General features: G+C 72.5%; 14 protein-coding genes. 12 read left to right on the top strand and 2 right to left on the bottom strand.

The genetic code is table 11. From position 1 onward, the window contains the following. The first annotated feature begins 1 nt into the window (after nt 1). From gatA to IE277_RS34520, 10 genes are all read left to right on the top strand, one after another. Nucleotides 2-1,501, top strand: coding sequence for an Asp-tRNA(Asn)/Glu-tRNA(Gln) amidotransferase subunit GatA (gene gatA / locus IE277_RS34475; RefSeq protein ID WP_373310953.1), 1,500 nt, complete (start codon nt 2-4; stop codon nt 1,499-1,501). Then, nucleotides 1,498-1,737, top strand: a complete 240-nt coding sequence (locus tag IE277_RS34480) for a hypothetical protein (protein WP_053662973.1) — start codon at nt 1,498-1,500, stop codon at nt 1,735-1,737. The genes gatA and IE277_RS34480 overlap by 4 nt, the downstream gene beginning before the upstream one ends. A gap of 16 nt (nt 1,738-1,753) precedes the next feature. After that, a complete protein-coding gene (gene gatB / locus IE277_RS34485) occupies nt 1,754-3,268 on the top strand; it encodes an Asp-tRNA(Asn)/Glu-tRNA(Gln) amidotransferase subunit GatB (protein ID WP_189957676.1) in 1,515 nt (504 codons plus the stop codon). A 110-nt stretch (nt 3,269-3,378) separates the two neighbouring features. After that, entirely contained in the window at nt 3,379-3,702 is a 324-nt protein-coding gene (locus IE277_RS34490) for a hypothetical protein (RefSeq protein ID WP_189957677.1), read from the top strand. 211 nt (nt 3,703-3,913) lie between these two features. Further along, entirely contained in the window at nt 3,914-6,145 is a 2,232-nt protein-coding gene (locus IE277_RS34495) for an MMPL family transporter (RefSeq protein ID WP_189957678.1), read from the top strand. Then, nucleotides 6,123-6,698 (top strand): GNAT family N-acetyltransferase, encoded by a 576-nt coding sequence (locus tag IE277_RS34500; RefSeq protein WP_189957679.1) that lies wholly within the window; start codon nt 6,123-6,125, stop codon nt 6,696-6,698. Before IE277_RS34495 ends, IE277_RS34500 begins: the two co-directional genes overlap by 23 nt. A gap of 46 nt (nt 6,699-6,744) precedes the next feature. Next, a complete protein-coding gene (locus IE277_RS34505; RefSeq protein ID WP_189957680.1) occupies nt 6,745-7,380 on the top strand; it encodes a hypothetical protein in 636 nt (211 codons plus the stop codon). Nucleotides 7,381-7,576: 196 nt separating this feature from the next. Beyond that, entirely contained in the window at nt 7,577-7,768 is a 192-nt protein-coding gene (locus tag IE277_RS34510) for a hypothetical protein (protein WP_189957681.1), read from the top strand. A 122-nt stretch (nt 7,769-7,890) separates the two neighbouring features. Next, nucleotides 7,891-10,950, top strand: a complete 3,060-nt coding sequence (locus IE277_RS34515) for a helix-turn-helix transcriptional regulator (protein WP_189957688.1) — start codon at nt 7,891-7,893, stop codon at nt 10,948-10,950. A 58-nt stretch (nt 10,951-11,008) separates the two neighbouring features. Next, complete coding sequence (locus IE277_RS34520) at nt 11,009-11,269, top strand: DUF6191 domain-containing protein (protein ID WP_189957682.1); 261 nt, start codon at nt 11,009-11,011, stop codon at nt 11,267-11,269. 19 nt (nt 11,270-11,288) lie between these two features. Here the strand turns inward: IE277_RS34520 and IE277_RS34525 are convergent, their stop codons facing one another. Beyond that, entirely contained in the window at nt 11,289-12,452 is a 1,164-nt protein-coding gene (locus tag IE277_RS34525) for a PQQ-dependent sugar dehydrogenase (RefSeq protein WP_373310954.1), read from the bottom strand. A gap of 322 nt (nt 12,453-12,774) precedes the next feature. Next, nucleotides 12,775-13,773 carry an aldo/keto reductase gene (locus IE277_RS34530; protein WP_189957683.1) on the bottom strand — a complete coding sequence of 333 codons (999 nt, stop codon included), beginning with the start codon at nt 13,771-13,773 and terminating at the stop codon, nt 12,775-12,777. 76 nt (nt 13,774-13,849) lie between these two features. Here IE277_RS34530 and IE277_RS34535 point away from each other — a divergent pair, with 76 nt between their 5' ends. After that, nucleotides 13,850-14,803 carry a 2-hydroxyacid dehydrogenase gene (locus IE277_RS34535; protein ID WP_189957684.1) on the top strand — a complete coding sequence of 318 codons (954 nt, stop codon included), beginning with the start codon at nt 13,850-13,852 and terminating at the stop codon, nt 14,801-14,803. 410 nt (nt 14,804-15,213) lie between these two features. Next, nucleotides 15,214-18,243, top strand: a complete 3,030-nt coding sequence (locus tag IE277_RS34540) for a putative bifunctional diguanylate cyclase/phosphodiesterase (RefSeq protein ID WP_189957685.1) — start codon at nt 15,214-15,216, stop codon at nt 18,241-18,243. Nucleotides 18,244-18,617: the final 374 nt, after the last annotated feature.

Here is an 18,617-nt window from a genome sequence, read left to right on the forward strand (position 1 = left end):
CATGACGGACAGCAACATCATCAAGCTCACGGCCGCGCAGATCGCCGGGAAGATCGCCTCCGGCGAGCTGACGGCCGTCGAGGTCACCGAGGCCCACCTCGCCCGCATCGAGGCCGTCGACGAGAAGGTGCACGCCTTCCTGCACGTCGACCGCGAGGGCGCCCTCGCCCAGGCCCGCGCTGTCGACGAGAAGCGCGCGCGGGGGGAGGAGCTCGGCCCGCTCGCCGGCGTGCCCCTCGCCCTCAAGGACATCTTCACCACCGAGGGCGTGCCCACGACCGTCGGTTCGAAGATCCTCGAAGGCTGGATCCCGCCGTACGACGCGACGCTCACCAAGCGGCTGAAGGCCGCCGACGTCGTCATCCTCGGCAAGACCAACATGGACGAGTTCGCCATGGGGTCCTCCACCGAGAACAGCGCGTACGGCCCGACCGGCAACCCGTGGGACCTCACCAAGATCCCCGGCGGCTCCGGCGGCGGTTCCTCCGCCGCGCTCGCCTCCTTCGAGGCCCCCCTCGCCATCGGCACCGACACCGGCGGCTCCATCCGCCAGCCGGCCTCCGTCACCGGCACCGTCGGCGTGAAGCCGACGTACGGCGCGGTCTCCCGCTTCGGCATGGTGGCGTTCTCGTCCTCCCTCGACCAGGGCGGGCCCTGCGCCCGTACGGTCCTGGACGCGGCCCTGCTGCACGAGGTCATCGCCGGGCACGACCCGCTCGACTCCACCTCCATCGACGCCCCGGTCCCGCCGGTCGTCGAGGCCGCCCGCAACGGCAGCGTCCAGGGCATGCGCGTCGGCGTCGTCAAGCAGTTCCGTGGCGAGGGCTACCAGGCCGGTGTCATCCAGCGCTTCGACGAGTCCGTCGAACTGCTGAAGGAGCTGGGCGCCGAGATCGTCGAGCTGGACTGCCCGTCCTTCGACCTCGCGCTGTCGGCGTACTACCTGATCGCGCCCTCCGAGTGCTCCTCCAACCTCGCCCGCTTCGACGGCCTGCGCTACGGCCTGCGGACGGGTGACGACGGCACGCACTCCGCCGAGGAGGTCACCTCCTTCACCCGCGAGGCCGGCTTCGGACCCGAGGTCAAGCGCCGCATCATGCTCGGCACGTACGCCCTGTCGAGCGGGTACTACGACGCGTACTACGGCTCGGCCCAGAAGGTCCGCACGCTCATCACGCGCGACTTCGAGAAGGCCTTCGAGCAGGTGGATGTGATCGTGTCTCCCACGACGCCCACCACCGCCTTCGCGATCGGCGAGCGCGCCGACGACCCGATGGCGATGTACCTCGCGGACCTGTGCACCATCCCGACCAACCTGGCGGGCAACGCGGCCATGTCCCTGCCCTGCGGTCTCGCCCCGGAGGACAACCTCCCGGTGGGCCTGCAGATCATCGCCCCGGCGATGCAGGACGACCGCCTGTACAAGGTGGGCGCCGCCGTCGAGGCCGCCTTCGTGGAAAAGTGGGGACACCCGCTGCTGGAGGAGGCTCCGTCGCTGTGAGCAAGCTGTCCAAGGCCAAGGACTTCAAGAAGTCCAAGTCCGGTACGTACCTGTCGATGGCCACCACCGCGTTCGGCGCGATCGGGGTCACCAAGCAGATCAAGAAGGCCCGCGCCGAGCACGACACGCTGCGGCTGATCGACGCCACGGTCTCCGCCGTGGCGATCGTGACCGGCCTCGCGATCCTCTACCGCGAGCTGAAGCGGCTGGGCGACGACGACGTCCTGCTGGGCTGAGAGGGAAGTTTTCACCGTGACCACCACGACCGACCTGGTGTCGTACGAGGACGCGCTGGCGTCGTACGACCCCGTCATGGGCCTTGAGGTCCATGTCGAACTCGGCACCAAGACCAAGATGTTCTGCGGGTGTTCGACCGAGCTGGGCGCCGAGCCCAACTCGCAGACCTGCCCGACCTGCCTCGGCCTGCCCGGCGCCCTGCCCGTCGTCAACGCGACCGGCGTCGAGTCCGCGATCAAGATCGGTCTCGCGCTGAACTGCGAGATCGCCGAGTGGTGCCGCTTCGCCCGGAAGAACTACTTCTATCCGGACATGCCGAAGAACTTCCAGACCTCCCAGTACGACGAGCCGATCGCCTTCGGCGGCTACCTCGACGTGCAGCTGGAGGACGGCGAGACCTTCCGCGTGGAGATCGAGCGCGCCCACATGGAGGAGGACACCGGCAAGTCGACGCACGTCGGCGGCGCCACCGGCCGTATCCACGGCGCGTCCCACTCCCTGCTGGACTACAACCGCGCCGGCATCCCGCTCATCGAGATCGTCACCAAGCCCATCGTCGGCGCCGGCGAGCGCGCCCCCGAGGTGGCCAAGGCGTACGTCCGTGAGCTGCGCGAGGTCATCCGTGCCCTCGGCGTGTCCGAGGCCCGCATGGAGATGGGCCAGATGCGCTGCGACGTGAACTTGTCGCTGATGCCGAAGGGCGCCGAGAAGTTCGGCACCCGCAGCGAGACGAAGAACGTCAACTCGCTGCGCTCGGTGGAGCGCGCGGCCCGCTTCGAGATCATGCGGCACGCGGCCGTGCTCGGCGACGGCGGGACGATCATCCAGGAGACCCGCCACTTCCACGAGGACACGGGGTCCACGACCTCGGGCCGCGTGAAGGAGGAGGCCGAGGACTACCGGTACTTCCCGGAGCCCGACCTGGTCCCCGTCGCACCCTCGCGCGAGTGGGTCGAGGAGATCCGCGCGGCGCTGCCCGAGCTGCCGCTCGTCCGCCGTACCCGGCTGCTCGCCGAGTGGGGCATCACCGCCACCGACATGCAGGCGATCCTCAACGCCGGCGCCCTGGACCCGATCGTCACCACGATCGAGGCCGGTGCCGACGCGGCCTCCGCCCGCAAGTGGTGGATGGGCGAACTGGCGCGCAGCGCCAACGAGTCCGGTGTGTCCCTGGACGAGCTGGCGATCACGCCGCAGCAGGTCGCTCGGGTCACCGAGCTGGTCAGCTCCGGCGACCTGAACGACAAGCTGGCCCGCCAGGTCATCGAGGGCGTCCTCGCGGGCGAAGGCACCCCGGACGAGGTCGTCGACAAGCGCGGTCTCAAGGTGGTCTCCGACGACTCGGCCCTCGGCACGGCCGTCGACGAGGCCATCGCCGGCAACCCGGGCGTCGCCGACAAGATCCGCGGCGGCAAGGTGGCCGCGGCCGGCGCCCTGGTCGGCGCGGTCATGAAGGCGACCCGCGGTCAGGCCGACGCGGCCCGCGTGAAGGAACTGATCCTTCAGAAGCTGGGCGTGAGCGAGGGCTGAGCCCGACGCGCACACGGTACGGCCCCGGAAGGCCCGCCCTCCGGGGCCGTACGCGTGTCGTGCGGCCCCGCCGCACCTGTTCGGGGCCGAAGGCACTACGCTCGCCCGCCATGAGTGGACGCACCGATTCCGATGTCGGACCCGCGATAGCGGAGAACGCGGAGCAGCCGGGGGGAGACCAGCCGATCGGGGAGGCCCGGCGGGCCCGTTGGGTCGCGGCCGCCACCGGGGCGCTGCTCGCGCTCGCGGGGCTGGCGGCCGCCCTGGTGCGGTTCACCGGTGCCGCGCCGGCCCGTGTCCCCGCCGCGTTCGCCCTCGGCGCCGCCGTGTGCGCGCTGGCCGCGGTGCTCGGAGCCAGGGGCCGTACCCGCAGGGCCTTGTGGCTGTTGATCGCGGGGACCGCGATCATGGCGTTCGGAGACCAGTCCGACTGAGGCCGGCGAAGTGCCGCTCGGGATGACGGAGTTCGCCGGGATGTCCTGTGACGTCCCTCCCACTCCTGTGAATAACCCCACGAACGCGGCAAACGATCATATTCGCCTGCAAGAGTGTCCTGCGGTTGCTCATACCTTCTTTGCGGGCTGTTCGGCTTTTGGCGATCGTTCCCGGCCAAAGAACCACACATCGTCCTCTGGGAGCACGTCCGTGGCAGACCTCGCCCGTTGGTGTGTCCGGCATCGGCTGATCACCGTGCTGCTGTGGCTCCTCGCCTTCGGCGGCGTCACCGCCGCCGCCACCGTGGCCGGTTCTTCGTACTCGAACGACTACGAGGTCCCCGGCACCGAGTCCGGCCGCGCGACGCGACTGCTCGAAGAGGGCTTCCCGGGCCTCGGCGGAGACAGCGACACCGTCGTCTGGCACACCGTCACCGGCACCGTCCGCGCCGCCGACGTCGAACAGACCATGAACAGCACCCTGGACCGGATCGCCGCCCTGCCCGGCGTCGCCTCGGTCAGCGGCCCGGACGACGGTGACGGCACGCACCGGATCAGCGCCGACGGCCGCACGGCCTACGCCACCGTCACCTTCACCCGGCCCGTCGAGGACATCGGGGCGTCCGAGGCACGGGCCGTGGTGGACACCGCCAGGGCCGCCAAGGGCGACGGACTCCAGGTCGAGCTGGGCGGCAGCGCCATCGGGCTCACCCAGTCCCCGCGCGAGCACACCGCCGAGCTGGTCGGCGTACTCGTCGCGGCCGTCGTGCTGTTCCTCGCCTTCGGCTCGCTCGCCGCTTCGCTGCTGCCGATCGCCACCGCGCTCGTCGGCGTGGGCACCGCCTACGCCGGCATCGGGCTGCTCGGACACGCCATGACGGTCGCCGACTTCGCCCCCATGCTCGGCATGCTGATCGGCCTCGGCGTCGGCATCGACTACGCGCTGTTCATCGTGACCCGGCACCGGCGCGGACTGAAACGCGGCCTGAGCGTCACCGAGTCCGCCGTACACGCCGTGGCCACCACCGGGCGCGCGGTCGTGTTCGCGGGTGCGACGGTGTGCATAGCCCTGCTGGGGATGCTGACCCTGCGGCTGGGCTTCCTCAACGGGGTCGCCGTGGCCGCGTCGCTGACGGTGGTGCTCACCGTCGCCGCCTCGGTCACCCTGCTGCCCGCCCTGCTGTCGTACCTCGGCCCCCGCGCCCTCAGCCGCCGCGAGCGGCGCCGGCTCGCCGAGCACGGGCCCCGCCCGGAACTGCCCACCGGCCTCGCCGCCCGCTGGTCGGCGCTCGTCGAACGCCGCCCCAAGCTGCTCGGCACGCTCGCCGTCGCCGTCATCGCCCTCCTCGCCCTGCCGACCCTCTCCCTCCATCTCGGCACCTCCGACCAGGGCAACGACCCGCGCACCGCCACCACCCGCAAGGCCTACGACCTGCTCGCCGACGGTTTCGGACCCGGCGTGAACGGCCCGCTCACCCTGGTGACCCGGGTGGACGGCGGCGCCGACAGGCTCGCCCTGGACAACCTCGACGACACCCTGCGCGCCACCCCGGGCGTCGCCTCCGTCACCCCGGTCACCTACGCCACCGGCGGCGGCACCGCCTCCCTCACCGTCGTCCCCGACTCCGCACCCCAGTCGCAGCACACCAGCGACCTCGTGGACCGGCTGCGCACCGAGGTGCTGCCGCGCGCACAGACCGGCACCTCCCTCGACCTCCAGGTCGGCGGGGTCACCGCCGGCTACGACGACTTCGCGGATGTGATTGTCGGCAAACTGCCGTTGTTCGTCGGCGCGGTCATCGGGCTCGGCTGCCTGCTGCTGCTCGTCGCGTTCCGCTCGCTCGGCATCCCGCTGAAGGCCGCCGCGATGAACATCGCCGCCGTGGCCGCCGCGTTCGGTGTCGTCGTCGCCGTCTTCCAGTGGGGCTGGGGCAGCGAACTGCTCGGCCTCGGCCGGGCCGGTCCCATCGAGCCGTTCCTGCCGGTCATCATGGTGTCGGTGCTGTTCGGCCTCTCCATGGACTACCAGGTCTTCCTGGTCAGCCGGATGTACGAGGAGTGGCTGGAGACCGGTGACAACCGGCGCGCCGTCCGCGTCGGCCTCGCCGAGACCAGCCGGGTGATCAACTCCGCCGCCGTCATCATGATCTCGGTCTTCCTCGCCTTCGTGCTCAGCGGCGACCGTGTGATCGCGATGTTCGGCATCGCGCTGGCCGCCGCCGTCGCCCTGGACGCCTTCGTGCTGCGCACCCTGCTCGTGCCCGCGCTGATGCATCTGCTCGGCGCCGCCAACTGGTGGCTGCCCGGCTGGCTGGCGCGCCGGCTGCCCCGCGTCAGCATCGAGCCGCCCGAGTGCCGGGCCGCCCATGAGAGGCTCGGCGGGGTCCAGGTGGAGGAACTGCGGGAGGAAGAGCACCGCGATGTACGCGATATCCCTGGGTGACGACGGCGCCGAGCTGCGGCCCCTGGAGGTGTGGCACGCCGAGGAGCTCCTCGCCCACATCGACCGGGGACGGGAGTTCATCGGCCGGCACATCTCCCTGCCCGAGGTGGTCTGCGACCTGGAGGGCGCCCGGTCCTGGCTGAAGTCGTACGCCGACCGGCGCGCCGTCGACGGCGGCGGCCTGCACGGCATCTGGCTGGACGGGAAGCTGGTCGGCGGGGTGCTGTTCCGGGTGTGGGACACCCCGGGCGGAGTGTGCGAGGCCGGCTGCTGGCTGGAGCCGGCGGCGGCCGGGCGCGGACTGGTCGCCCGGGGCATGCGGGTGCTGCTGGACTGGGCCTTCGAGGAGCGCGGCATGCACCGCGTGGAGTGGCACGCGTCCTCGGCCAACGAGCCCAGCATCAACGTGGCCCGGCGGCTCGGCATGACCCGCGAGGGCGTGCTCCGCGAGAACTTCCCGCACCGGGGCGTGCGCACCAGCACCGAGATCTGGGCCGTGCTCGCCCCGGAATGGCGTGCGGCACGCGCGCGTACGGCGCACGGCGATCATTAGACGATCATTAAGAGACCTCTCAGACAGCGTCCGTACGGTGCCTGGCATGGCTACGAAGACTGAGGAAGGCGCCGAGGCGCGAGACGACGAGAAGACGGAGGTCACGGAGGGGACGGAGGCCACGGAGGCCGGGGAGGATGCGCGGGCCGAGGCCGGGGAGGCCGAGGGCCTGGACGCGGCCGAAGGGGCGCAGAACGCCGACGGCGACGGCGACGCGGACGCCGGGACCGAGACCGATGCCGACCTGGATGCCGACGCGGACGGCGACGCGGACGGCGGCGACGTGGCTTCCGGGGTCGGGCAGGGCGCCGGTGCCGTCGTCTCCGCCGCGCTGGGCCTCGTCTCGCTCAGCGGCGGCTGGATCGGCACCGTCGCCGGTGCCCGCCAGCAACTCGAAGGCCAGCTGCGGACCTCCTCCACGGCGAGCGTCGCCACCCAGATCAAGGCGGTCTACGGCAACGCCTGGCACAGCACCGCCCTGTGGGCCGGCCTGTTCGCGCTGGCGGCGCTGCTCACGGCCGTGGTCGTGCTCGTGCGGCCCGCCTTCGGCACGCCCGGCCGCCCGCAGGCCCCCTGGATCAGGTCGGTCGCCTGGGCGGGTGTCTGGCTCGGCGCCATCGGCCTGCTGCTGGCCGTCCTGAAGTACTCCGACGCCCTCCTCGGCCTGCCCTCGACGGGCTGAGAACCCGCAGGTCCCAGGGGCCTTAGGGAATCCATGAGCACCTTATGGACTCTCTGAGGCCCCTTACGCGCGCGCACGGCCCGTACGCCGCCCCAAGATGCGGAACTCTCCCGATGTGGCACACCCCCCTGGGAGACGAAGGTGGAGGCATCGCAGAAAGCGACGCACCACACCGACTCTCCCCGAAGGACACACCGTGATCGAGTTCGAGTACCACAAGATGCGCTCCGCCCAGCTGATCCGCGAGGCCGAGCAGCAGCGCCTGGCCCGCGCGGTCGTCCGAGCCCGGCGCACCGTCCGTGGCGCCGCCTCCGCCGGCCACGAGGCCCCGGCCGCCGAGTCCCATACCGACCGCCCCCGCAGGCGCCGGATCCCGCGCACCGCGTGAGCCCCGGACCGGCGGGCCGGGCCCGGCCCGCCAGCCTGGTGGCCGTACGGGGGTCGGCCACCGGTACGACGATCGCACCGGACCTGTGGAAAACCACTGCCGTGCTGTCCGGGCCTCGTGCGATGCTCGGGCCCGTGGAGACCAGGTCCGTCAGTCCCGTGTTCGTCGGCCGCGCCGACGAACTGCACACGTTGAACGGCGCGCTCGCCCGCGCCCGCGCCGGCGAGCCGCAGGCGCTGCTGCTCGGCGGCGAGGCGGGAGTCGGCAAGACCCGCCTCGTCGAGGAGTTCGCCGCGGCCGCCGGCCGGCATGCGGTCGTCGCGGTCGGTGGCTGTGTGGAGATCGGCGCCGACGGACTGCCGTTCGCGCCCTTCTCCACCGCCCTGCGCGCCCTGCGTGACGCCCTGCCCGAGGAGTTCGCCGCCGCCGCGCGGGGTCAGGAGGAGGAATTGGCCCGCCTCCTGCCCGACCTGGGCGAGGCCGGCGCCGGCCGCCACGACGAGCAGGGCATGGCCCGCCTGTTCGAACTGACCGCCCGTCTGCTGGAGCGGGTCGCCGCCGAGCAGCCGGTCGCGCTGGTGCTGGAGGACCTGCACTGGGCCGACGCCTCCACCCGCCACCTCCTCGCCTACCTCTTCCGCACGCTGCGCGCCGGCCGGCTCCTCGTCCTCGCCAGCTATCGCTCCGACGACATCCACCGCCGCCACCCGCTGCGCCCCCTGCTCGCCGAACTGGACCGGCTGCGCACCGTCCGCCGCATCGAACTCGCCCGCTTCACCCGCGAGGAGGTCGGCCGCCAGATCGCCGGCATCCTCGCCGCCGAACCCGACCCCGCCCGGGTGGACGAGATCTTCGAACGCTCCGACGGCAACGCGTTCTTCGTCGAGGAACTCGCCGTCTCCGACTGCGAGGGCAACTGCACCGGTCTCACCGACTCCCTGCGCGACCTGCTGCTGGTCCGGGTCGAGACACTGCCCGAGAGCGCCCAGCGGGTCGCCCGGGTCGTCGCCGAGGGCGGCTCCACCGTGGAGTACCGGCTGATCGTCGCCGTCGCCGGGCTCACCGAGGACGATCTCATCGAGGCGCTGCGGGCCGCCGTCGGCGCCAACATCCTCACCGTCGCCCAGGCCGGCGACGGCTACCGCTTCCGGCACTCCCTGGTCCGCGAGGCCGTCGCCGACGACCTGCTGCCCGGCGAACGCTCCCGGCTCAACCGCCGCTACGCCGAAGCCGTGGAGGCCGACCCCACGCTCGTCCCCGCCGACGCGCGCGTGATGCGCCTGGCCAGCTACTGGTACCACGCGCGGGACGCCGCCAAGGCCCTGCCCGCCGTCCTGGCCGCCTCCGTCGTGGCCCGCCGCCGGCACGCCTACACCGAGCAACTCGGGCTCCTGGAGCGGGCGATGGAGCTGTGGGACAGCGCTCCGGAGGAGGTGCGCTCCGCCCTGCGTCCGGTCGACTGCATCGAGGTCTATCCTCCCCCACTGCCCGAAAGGCGTGGCGGGACCACCAGCGGCGGCGACACGGCCACGACTCCGCTGAGCTATCTCGACCTGATGGCCGAGGCCGCCGTCGCGGGCCGCTTCGGCGGCGAACGCGAACGCGCACTGAAGATCACCAAGCGGGCGCTGCGCCTGCTCGACGACGACCCGGACCCCTTGCGCGCCGCCTGGTTCTGGGTGCAGCGCTCCCGGCTCGTCCAGGCCCAGGCCCGCGGTGACGGCTGGCAGGCACTGGCCACCGCCCAGGACCTGGTGCGCGGACTGCCCCCGTCCGAGGTGCACGCCGAGGTGCTGGCCCTCGTCGCCAACTGGTCCATGCTGCACCGGCCCGGACCCGAGGCCTTCGCCGCCGCCGAGCGCGCCGTCGAGTACGCGCGCATGGTCGGCGCCCGCGACATCGAACTGCACGCCCGCCTCACCCTCGGCGTTCTCAAGGTGGACTCCGGCGACTACGAGACCGGGCTCGCGGAGATGCGACAGGTGCTGCGGGACACCCTCGCGGAGGGCGTGCACGATGTCGCGGGCCGTGCTTATGTGAACCTGCCGTCCGAGCTCCAGAGCGTTGGCCGCAGCCGGGAGGCCGCCTCCCTCCTGCGCGAAGGCATCGCCTTCGCCCGCGAGTACGGGCTGATGGACTCCGAGGCGTGGATGCGGGGCAATCTGTCCGCGGCGCTCTACGCGCTCGGACAGTGGACCGAGGCCGCCGAGACCGCCACCCACGCGACCGGGGTCGGGCACAGCGCCAAGCCGCGCGGCGCGGGCGCCCTGCGCCTGGCCCATCTCGCCCTGGCCCGCGGCGACCTCGCCGAGGCCGGCCGGCAACTCGCCGCCGCCCGCGGCCACTGGGGCACCCACGACCCCATGCCCCAGCAGTCCCTGCCGCTGGCCCGGGTCGCCCTCGGCGTCGCCGCCGAGGAGGGCCGGATCGACGACGCGCGCGCCGAGCTGCTCCGTGCCCTGGACGCCGGTTTCCCGCCCGGCACCCAGCGCTACGGCTGGCCGCTGCTGCGGGCCGCCGCCACCGCGGAGGCCGAGACCCGCGCCCTGCCCGCCGGCCGGGCCGGCCGCACCGAGATCCTCGACCGCCTCCGCGAAGCCGCTCGGTCACTGGCCACCGGCGCCCCGCTCTGGCAGGCCTACGACCTCTGGACCCGCGCGGAACTGCGGCGCGCCGAGGCCACGGACACCCCCGACGACTGGTCGCCGGTCGTCACCGCCTTCGAGTGCCTGGACCGCCCCTACGAACTGGCCCGGGTCCGCCACCGCCTCGCCGCGGCACTCCTCGCCGTCGGCGGCGACGAGGAGCGCGAGCGCGCGACGGAGCTGCTCCGGCTGGCCGCCGCGGTCGCCGCGCACCTCGACGCCCGGTCCCTCGCCGACGCCGTCACCCGCCTCGCGCAGCGCGCCCGCCTCATCCTGACCCGCGCGGCCGGTGCGGCCCTCGCCCCCGCCGACCCGGCCGAGGCCCTCGGCCTCACCAGCCGGGAGCGGGACGTGCTGCGCCTGGTCTCGGCCGGCCGCACCAACCGGCAGATAGCCGAGGAGCTGTTCATCTCCCCGAAGACCGCGAGCGTCCATGTCTCCAACATCCTGGGCAAGCTCGGCGTCTCGGGCCGGGGCGAGGCGGCGGCGATGGCGCACCGGCTGGAACTGTTCCCGGCCGAGACGCTCACCGTCTGAAGGGCGCGCCCGGACGTACGCTGAAGAAAAGCCACAAGGGGGAGAAAGCGGGGGGACCGTGTTCAACGCCTTCGAGGAACTGTTCGCGCCCGGCCGCAAACACACCCGGGACGAGCAGAATCGTTTGGAGCTGACCCGCGAGGACGTGGGAGACGCCGATCCCGGGCGGGGTCCGATAGATCTGTCGTCGGGCAGGGCGGTCATACGCCTGGCCGGCCCCTCGCCCGCCGAGGAGGAGCGGTCGGACGGTCGCCGAGAGGACACCGAAGGCGCGCGGGAGGACGCCGAAGAGGTGCGAGAGGACGCCGCAGAGGCGTGAGCGGTCCGCCGGACAGGCCCTAGGACACCTCCACCTCCAGCACACGGTCGTCTCCCTTCCGCGGGTGGCCCCGGCCGTCCGTGTTGCTCGTCACCAGCCACACCTTGTCGCCGCCCGCCGGGACCACCGTGCGCAGCCGGCCGTACTGTCCGCCGAGGAAGGCCTGGGGTGCCGCCGCGGCCTGGACGCCCCGCAGCGGGATGCGCCACAGGCGCCGGCCCTTCAGACCGGCCATCCAGATCACGCCCTTGACATAGGCGATGCCGCTGGGCGAGGCGTCATCGGTGTGCCACTGGGCGACCGGATTCTGGAACGCGGCATCGGAGGACCTGCCTTCGGCCCGCGGCCAGCCGTAGTCTCCGCCCGGCTTGATCGCGTTGAGTTCGTCCCAGGTGTCCTGGCCGAACTCCGAGGCGAACAGCCGCTGTCGGTCGTCCCAGGCCAGGCCCTGGACATTGCGGTGGCCCTGCGAGTACACGGGGGAGCCGGGGAAGGGGTTGCCCGGGGCCGGTTCGCCCTCCGGGGTCAGGCGCAGGATCTTGCCGCCCAGGGACTTCCGGTCCTGGGCCAGGCCACGCTCGCCGCTCTCCCCGGTGCCCGCGTACAGCATCCCGTCCGGGCCGAACGCGATCCGGCCGCCGTTGTGGACACGGCCCTTGGGGATGCCCTTGAACACCGTGTCCGGGGCGCCCAGTTGCTCACCGGCCGGCTTTCGCTCGTCGTACAGCACACGGACGACGCGGTTGTCGGACGCCGAGGTGAAATAGGCGTAGATCATGTGGTCCGAGGCGTAGCCGGGGGAGAGGGCGATGCCCAGCAGACCGCCCTCGCCCGCCGGGGAGACCCCGGAGACCGTGCCCAGTTCGGTCCTGCGGCCCGTCTTCTCGTCGATCCGGGTGATCGTCCCGTCGTCGCGGGAGGACACCAGCAGACCGCCGTCGGGCAGCGGGGCCAGTCCCCACGGTGTCCTGAGGCCCTCGGCCACGGTGCGCAGCACCTTCACCGAGCCCTTGGCCGGCGGCACCGGCCCGGTGGCCCGGCCGGAGGGGGTCGTACCCGCGGCCGGGTCCGTGGGGGCCGTCCGCCCGCCGGCGCCAGGGGATACCCCTGCGCCGGAGGAGCAGCCGGCGGCGAGCAGGAGGGCGGCCACGGCCGACACGGCCGGCACGGCTCGACGTCGCACGATCACGGTCCCTTCGAGGTGGTGCCCACAGACAGTTGCTACCTCTCCTACCCCGTCTACCCCGCCGGCTCCGCCCGGGTTCCCGCTCGGCCTCGATCGACTCCGCAAACCCCCGACGCCCGGTCGGCGCGAGCCGCTTGCCGTAAGCCACCCGCCGAACCCGGGCGACCCCGTCGGCCCCCAGACGCAGACGCGCCCGTCGACCCCCAGAACTCAGACGTGCCCGTCGGCCCCAGCCGCAGACGCCCCCCTCGCCCCCAGACCCGCGCCCGTCGGCCCCCAGACCCAGACGCCTCCGTCGGCCTCGACCCAGACGCCCCCGTCAGTCCCAGGACCCCTGTGCCGGCGGCAGGCGGGAGATCTCCGTCAGGTCCTCTCCGGTCAGCCGGACTCCGCTCGCCGCGGCGTTCTCCACGGCCCAGCGTTCCTGTTTCGTACCCGGGAGGGCGATCACATGGCGGCCCTGGGCCAGGACCCAGGCCAGGGCCACCTGCGCCGGGGTGACGTGCTCACCGTGGCGGCGCGCGACGCGGCGCAGGCCCGCGACGATCGGCTGGTTGGCCGCCATCATCTCGGCCGTGAAGCGGGGGTGGCGGGCCCGGACGTCGTCCGGTTCGAAGCCCTCGCCGGGGGTCAGCGTGCCGGTCAGGAAGCCGTTGCCCAGCGGCATCGCCGCGAGGAAGCCCACGCCCCGCGCCTCGCACCACGGCAGCAGCGCCCGCAGGGCCTCCGCCGACCACACCGACAGCTCCGCCTCCACGGCGGCCACCGGGAACACCTGCTGAACTCGCTGCAGCTGGCGCAGGGTCGCATCGTGCATCCCGCCCCCGGAGCGGCGGCCACCGCGCGCGCCCACCGCGCACAGGCCCAGCGCCCGCACCTTGCCGGCCCGCACCAGCTCGGCCATCGCACCCCAGGTCTCCTCGACGGGTATCTCGGGGTCGGCGCGGTGCAGCTGGTAGAGGTCGATCACATCCGTCTGCAGCCGCCGCAGCGAGGCGTCGCAGGCCCGCTTCACATAGCCGGGGCGGCCGTTGGCCACGATGTGCTGCTCGCCCACCAGCAGCCCTACCTTCGTGGACACGAAGGCGTCCGCGCGCCGCTCCTTCAGCACCCGGCCCACCAGCAGCTCATTGGTGAACGGGCCGTACATGTCCGCCGTGTCGAGGAGGGTCGAGCCCGCGTCCAGCGCCCGGTGCACGGTCCTGAGCGAGGCCTCGCCCCGCTGCCGTGATCCGCTGTACGCCCAGCTCATCGGCATGCACCCGAGTCCGACGGCCCCCACCGCGAGCGCCCCCGCGCCGATCGTCCTGCGCTCCACCTGCTCGTGAACCTCCCTCTGCCCGGCCCCCAACCTAACCTCTGCACGCGCGCGTACCTGACATAGCCTCCATGCCATGACTGCTGATGTGTGGCTTCCCATCGAGCCGGTGCGGATCGAGGGGCTTCCCGAGGGCCCCCGGTATCTGTTCTGGGACGGCGGCGAGGACGGTGACCAGCCCTTTCCCGGCGACCCGGCACAGTGCGTGCTGTACGTGGTGCCGTACATGAAGCGGTTGTCGGTCAGGACCCGTCCGCTGGCGCGGATGACCGGTGTCCGGGTCATCCAGACCCTGACGGCCGGCGTCGACGACATCACCGCACAGCTGTCGGTCATCCCGCCGGGCGTGCGGCTGTGCAACGCGCGAGGGGTGCACGAGGCGAGCACCGCCGAACTCGCCCTCACCCTGACCCTCGCCTCCCTGCGCGGCATCCCCGGATTCGTCCGCGCCCAGCAGCAGGAACGCTGGGAGAACGCCTTCCATCCGGCGCTCGCCGACAAGAGCGTCCTCATCGTCGGCTACGGCTCGATCGGCGCCGCCATCGAGGACCGGCTCGCGCCTTTTGAACTCGCGCGGGTGGCGCGCGTCGCGCGCTCCGAGCGCACCACGGCGCGCGGTCTGGTGCACCCGCTCACCGAATTGCCCTCTCTGCTTCCACACGCCGATGTCGTGATTCTGTCCACGCCCTTGACGCAGGAGACGCGGGGGCTGGTGGACGCCGAGTTCCTCGCGCGGATGAAGGACGGGGCGCTGCTCGTCAACGTGGCGCGCGGTCCCGTCGTCGACACCAAGGCACTGCTGGCGGAGCTGGAGAGCGGCCGTATCGGCGCGGCGCTCGACGTCACCGACCCCGAGCCGCTGCCGCCCGGACACCCGCTCTGGCAGGCCCCTGGCCTGCTCATCAGCCCGCATGTGGGCGGGCCCTCCTCGGCCTTCCTGCCGCGTGCCAAGCGGCTCCTCGTCGACCAGCTGACCCGCTTCGTGCACGACCAGCCGCTGCGCAACGTGATCGTCACGACCGGGGTGTAGTCCTCCCCGCCCCCTGCCTCGTTAGAGCGGTAGGGCGTCCGTCCGGCACCCTCCGCAACCTCTCGGACGCGGCCTGTACTTGCATACGCGCTGGTCGTCACGGAGCGTAGAGAAGCTATGTCCCTGAGTGACGATCCTGGTGTATCGTCCCGACAGGGGCTGCGCCGTCCACATTCGGCGCCGGGGATGGACATTTCAGATTTGTGAGGGGGGCGACGGGCGATGCACGGCCTATGGACGAACGATCCGACGCGGCGGAGCCGCCGACGGCGGCCCTGGCGCACGGCCGCGCGCAGGCGCGACCACCACACCAGCCATCACCAGCGGAGGCCGAGCGGCCGCAGGAGGCACACGCATCCAGCGCACCGGGACCGTCGGGACCCGGGAGCGGCGCGGACCGGGAGGCCCCGGTGAGCGCGCCGCCCTCGATGACGACCGCCCTCGACGGAGCGGTGCGCGCACCGCTCACGCAGCAGGCGCCGCCGCCCCACCGGCCGGCCGCCGACGAGGGCACCCGCACGCTGGAGCAACTCGTTCTCGCCCTGGTCTGCGCGGCCTACGCCGTGGGGGCCGCGTTCGACTGGGGTTCGGGCGAAATGGCGCTGATCATGGGCGACTTCGGGCTGAGCGCCGCGGCGGGCGCCGCCGCCGTCTCCTGCTTCCTGTACGCCCGTAACGCACGCGTCCGCTTCCGTTCGGCATGGCTGCTGTTCGCCCTCTCCTCGGCGATGGCAGCCCTCGGCAACGCGGTCTGGGGGTGGTACGAAGTGGTCCTCGGACGGCCCGTGCCCAGCCCCTCCTACGCCGACCTGTTCTTCCTGTGCTTCGCGCCGCCCGCCATCGTGGGCCTGCTGGTGCTCGCCAAGCGCCCGGTGACCAAGGCCGGCTGGATCTGCCTGGGGCTGGACGCCTGGCTGATCGGCGGCTCGCTGCTCACGCTGTCGTGGAGCCTCGCGCTCGCCCAGGCGGCCCGGTTCGACGGACCGAGCGTGGCGCACACCGCGCTGTCGCTGGCGTACCCGCTGCTCGACATCGCGCTGGTCAGCATGGTGCTCGCGCTGCACTTCCGGCGCTCCCCGGGCAACCGCACGGCGGTGAACACGGCGATCGGCGCGCTCGCGCTGACCGTGATGTGCGACGCGCTGTTCACCTCGCCGCTGCTGCACAGCAGTTACCACTCCGGCCAGCTGCTGGACGCGGGCTGGTTCGCCGGTTCGCTGCTCCTCGCTTACGCCCCCTGGGCCGCACCGCGCGGCAAGGGCGCACAGGAGACGCACGTACCGGACGGGCACACCCGCGTGGTCCACGAGCATCTGCCGGGACAGCGCGGCACGGTCCACCAGCACGTGTCCGTGCCCGCCCCGGGAGGTGATCACAGCCGGTATCCGGCCGGCAGGCCGCTCACCGGCTCCCTCGCCGCGCTCACCCCGTATCTCGCCGCCGCCGTGTGCACCCTGGGCATCCTGTACAACGTCCTCAACGGCCGCCGGCCCGACCACGTGGTCCTGATCACCGCGGGCGCCGTCGTCCTCGCGCTCGTCATGCGCCAGGGCATCATGCTGCTGGACAACATCACCCTCACCCAGGAACTGGCCCAGAAGGAGAACCACTTCCGCTCCCTGGTGCAGGGCTCCAGCGACGTGATCATGATCGCCGCGCCCAACGGCGTCCTGCGGTACGTCTCCCCGGCCGCCGCCGGGGTCTACGGCCGGCCCGCCGAGGACCTGGTGGGCAGCGAGCTGGCCTGTCTGATCCACCCGGAGGACCTGGGCTGCGTGGTGCACGAGGTGCGCCGCTTCCTCGCCGCGAGCCCGCTGGATGAACCCACCACCCGTATCGAGTGCCGTTTCCGGTCGGGCGAGGGCGGCTGGCTCAACGTGGAGTCGACCGTCAACCGTCACCACGGCGGGCTGATCTTCAACAGCCGGGACGTGACCGAAAGAGTGCGCCTGCAGGCGCAGTTGCAGCACAACGCCGAGCATGACCCGCTGACCGACCTGCCCAACCGCGCTCTGTTCACCCGGCGTGTCCAGCAGGCCCTGTCCGGCCGCCGTGCCACCGACCGGGGCGCCGCCCTGCGCAACACGGCCGTGCTCTTCATCGACCTGGACGGCTTCAAGGCCGTCAACGACACGATCGGGCACCAGGCCGGGGACGAACTGCTCGTCCAGGCCGCCCGCAGACTCCAGGACGCGGTCCGGCACGGGGACACCGCGTCCCGGCTGGGCGGCGACGAGTTCGCGGCCCTGATCGTCGGGGACGGCACCCGGGACCGCGCCGCCCGGGAGCGCAACATCCTGGAGCTCGCCGACCGCCTCAGGCTGACCCTCTCCCAGCCGTACGCCATCGACGGCAGGGACGTGCGGGTCAACGCCTCCATCGGCGTCGCCTTCGCCGAACCGGGACTCGGCGCGGGCGAGCTGCTGCGCAACGCCGACCTCGCGATGTACCGCGCGAAATCGGCCGGCAAGGGCCGGGTCGAGCTGTACAAGCCGCAGATGCAGCAGGACGTCGTACGCAAGGCGGAGCTGGCCACCCGGCTGCGCGCCGCGCTGCACGACGGCGAGTTCGTGCTGCTGCACCAGCCGGTGGTGTGTCTGGACGGCGGTCGGATCACGGCGGTCTCGGCGCAGGCGCGCTGGCGCTCCTCGCAGGGGGTGCTGTTCACCCCGGCGGAGTTCCTGCGGTTGGCCGAGGACGGCGACAAGACCGCCGAGCTGGACCGCTGGATCCTGCAGGAGGCCGTCGAGCAGGCCGCCGAGCGGGCGGCCACCGGGGTCGTGGTCCCGGTGACCGTACGGATGAGCGCCCGGCGGCTGCTGGACCGCTCCATGCCGCTCGGCTCGGTGGAGGCGCTGCTGACCCGGCACGGGCTGCCGCCCGGCGCGCTGGTCGTGGAGCTGTCCGACACCGATCCGCGGATCTCCCTGGACGAGCTGGAGCGCCGGCTGACCGCGCTCAGCCGGCTCGGGGTGCGGATCGCGCTGGACGGCTTCGGCAGCGGCTACGCGGCCATCACGGCCCTCAGAAGGCTCCCCGTCGACGTCCTGAGGCTCGATCGCAGCCTGGTCGAGGGTGTCGTGGAGTCCGCGCGGCTGCACAAGATCACCGGCGGTCTGCTGCGGATCGCCGGCGATCTCGGGCTGCAGTCCGTGGCCGAGGGCGTGGATCTGCCGGAGCAGGTCGTCGCGCTGCGCGCGATGGGCTGCACGCACGGACAGGGCATGGCGTTCGCCGGGCCGCTGGACGAGTACCGGCTGCGCCGGGCGCTGGGCACCGGGCACTACCCGGTGCCGCACGCACCGGCGGAACCGGCGTTCGCGGGCGGTCTCAGGGAGCCGCAGGGGCGTGCGGGGGTGTACACAGGTGGTGTCCCCGCTGTCCTGGGAGGCGGCAGTGCCCTTCGCTCACATTCTGAGACTCCTGTCCCACCCACTTGACACTCGGTGCGCGTCGGGGGGAGGGTCAGTGCCATGCGCACCCGAATTCTCGTACTTGGACAGCGCGTCGGCTGAGCTGGGACCCACCGGAGGACGATCCGGAACCCCCAGCGACCACACCGGCGCGCTCCCCTCGCTTGCCCTACGGCACGAGGGGTTTTTTGTTGCACATGTGCTTTTCGTGCAGCGCTTGAACTCCGTACAAACCTCGCAAAAACCCTCAGCATCGAGAAGAGAATGCCGATGACCGAGCAGGCCACCGGGGCCCATCCGCAGCCGCGGCCCCGATCCGGAGGACAGCAGTCCGCCCCCGTCGAGCATGTGACGGGTGCGCAGTCCCTCATCCGTTCCCTTGAGGAGGTCGGCGCGGACAC

It is taken from the genome of Streptomyces alanosinicus (assembly GCF_014650595.1).
Lineage (GTDB): Bacteria > Actinomycetota > Actinomycetes > Streptomycetales > Streptomycetaceae > Streptomyces > Streptomyces alanosinicus.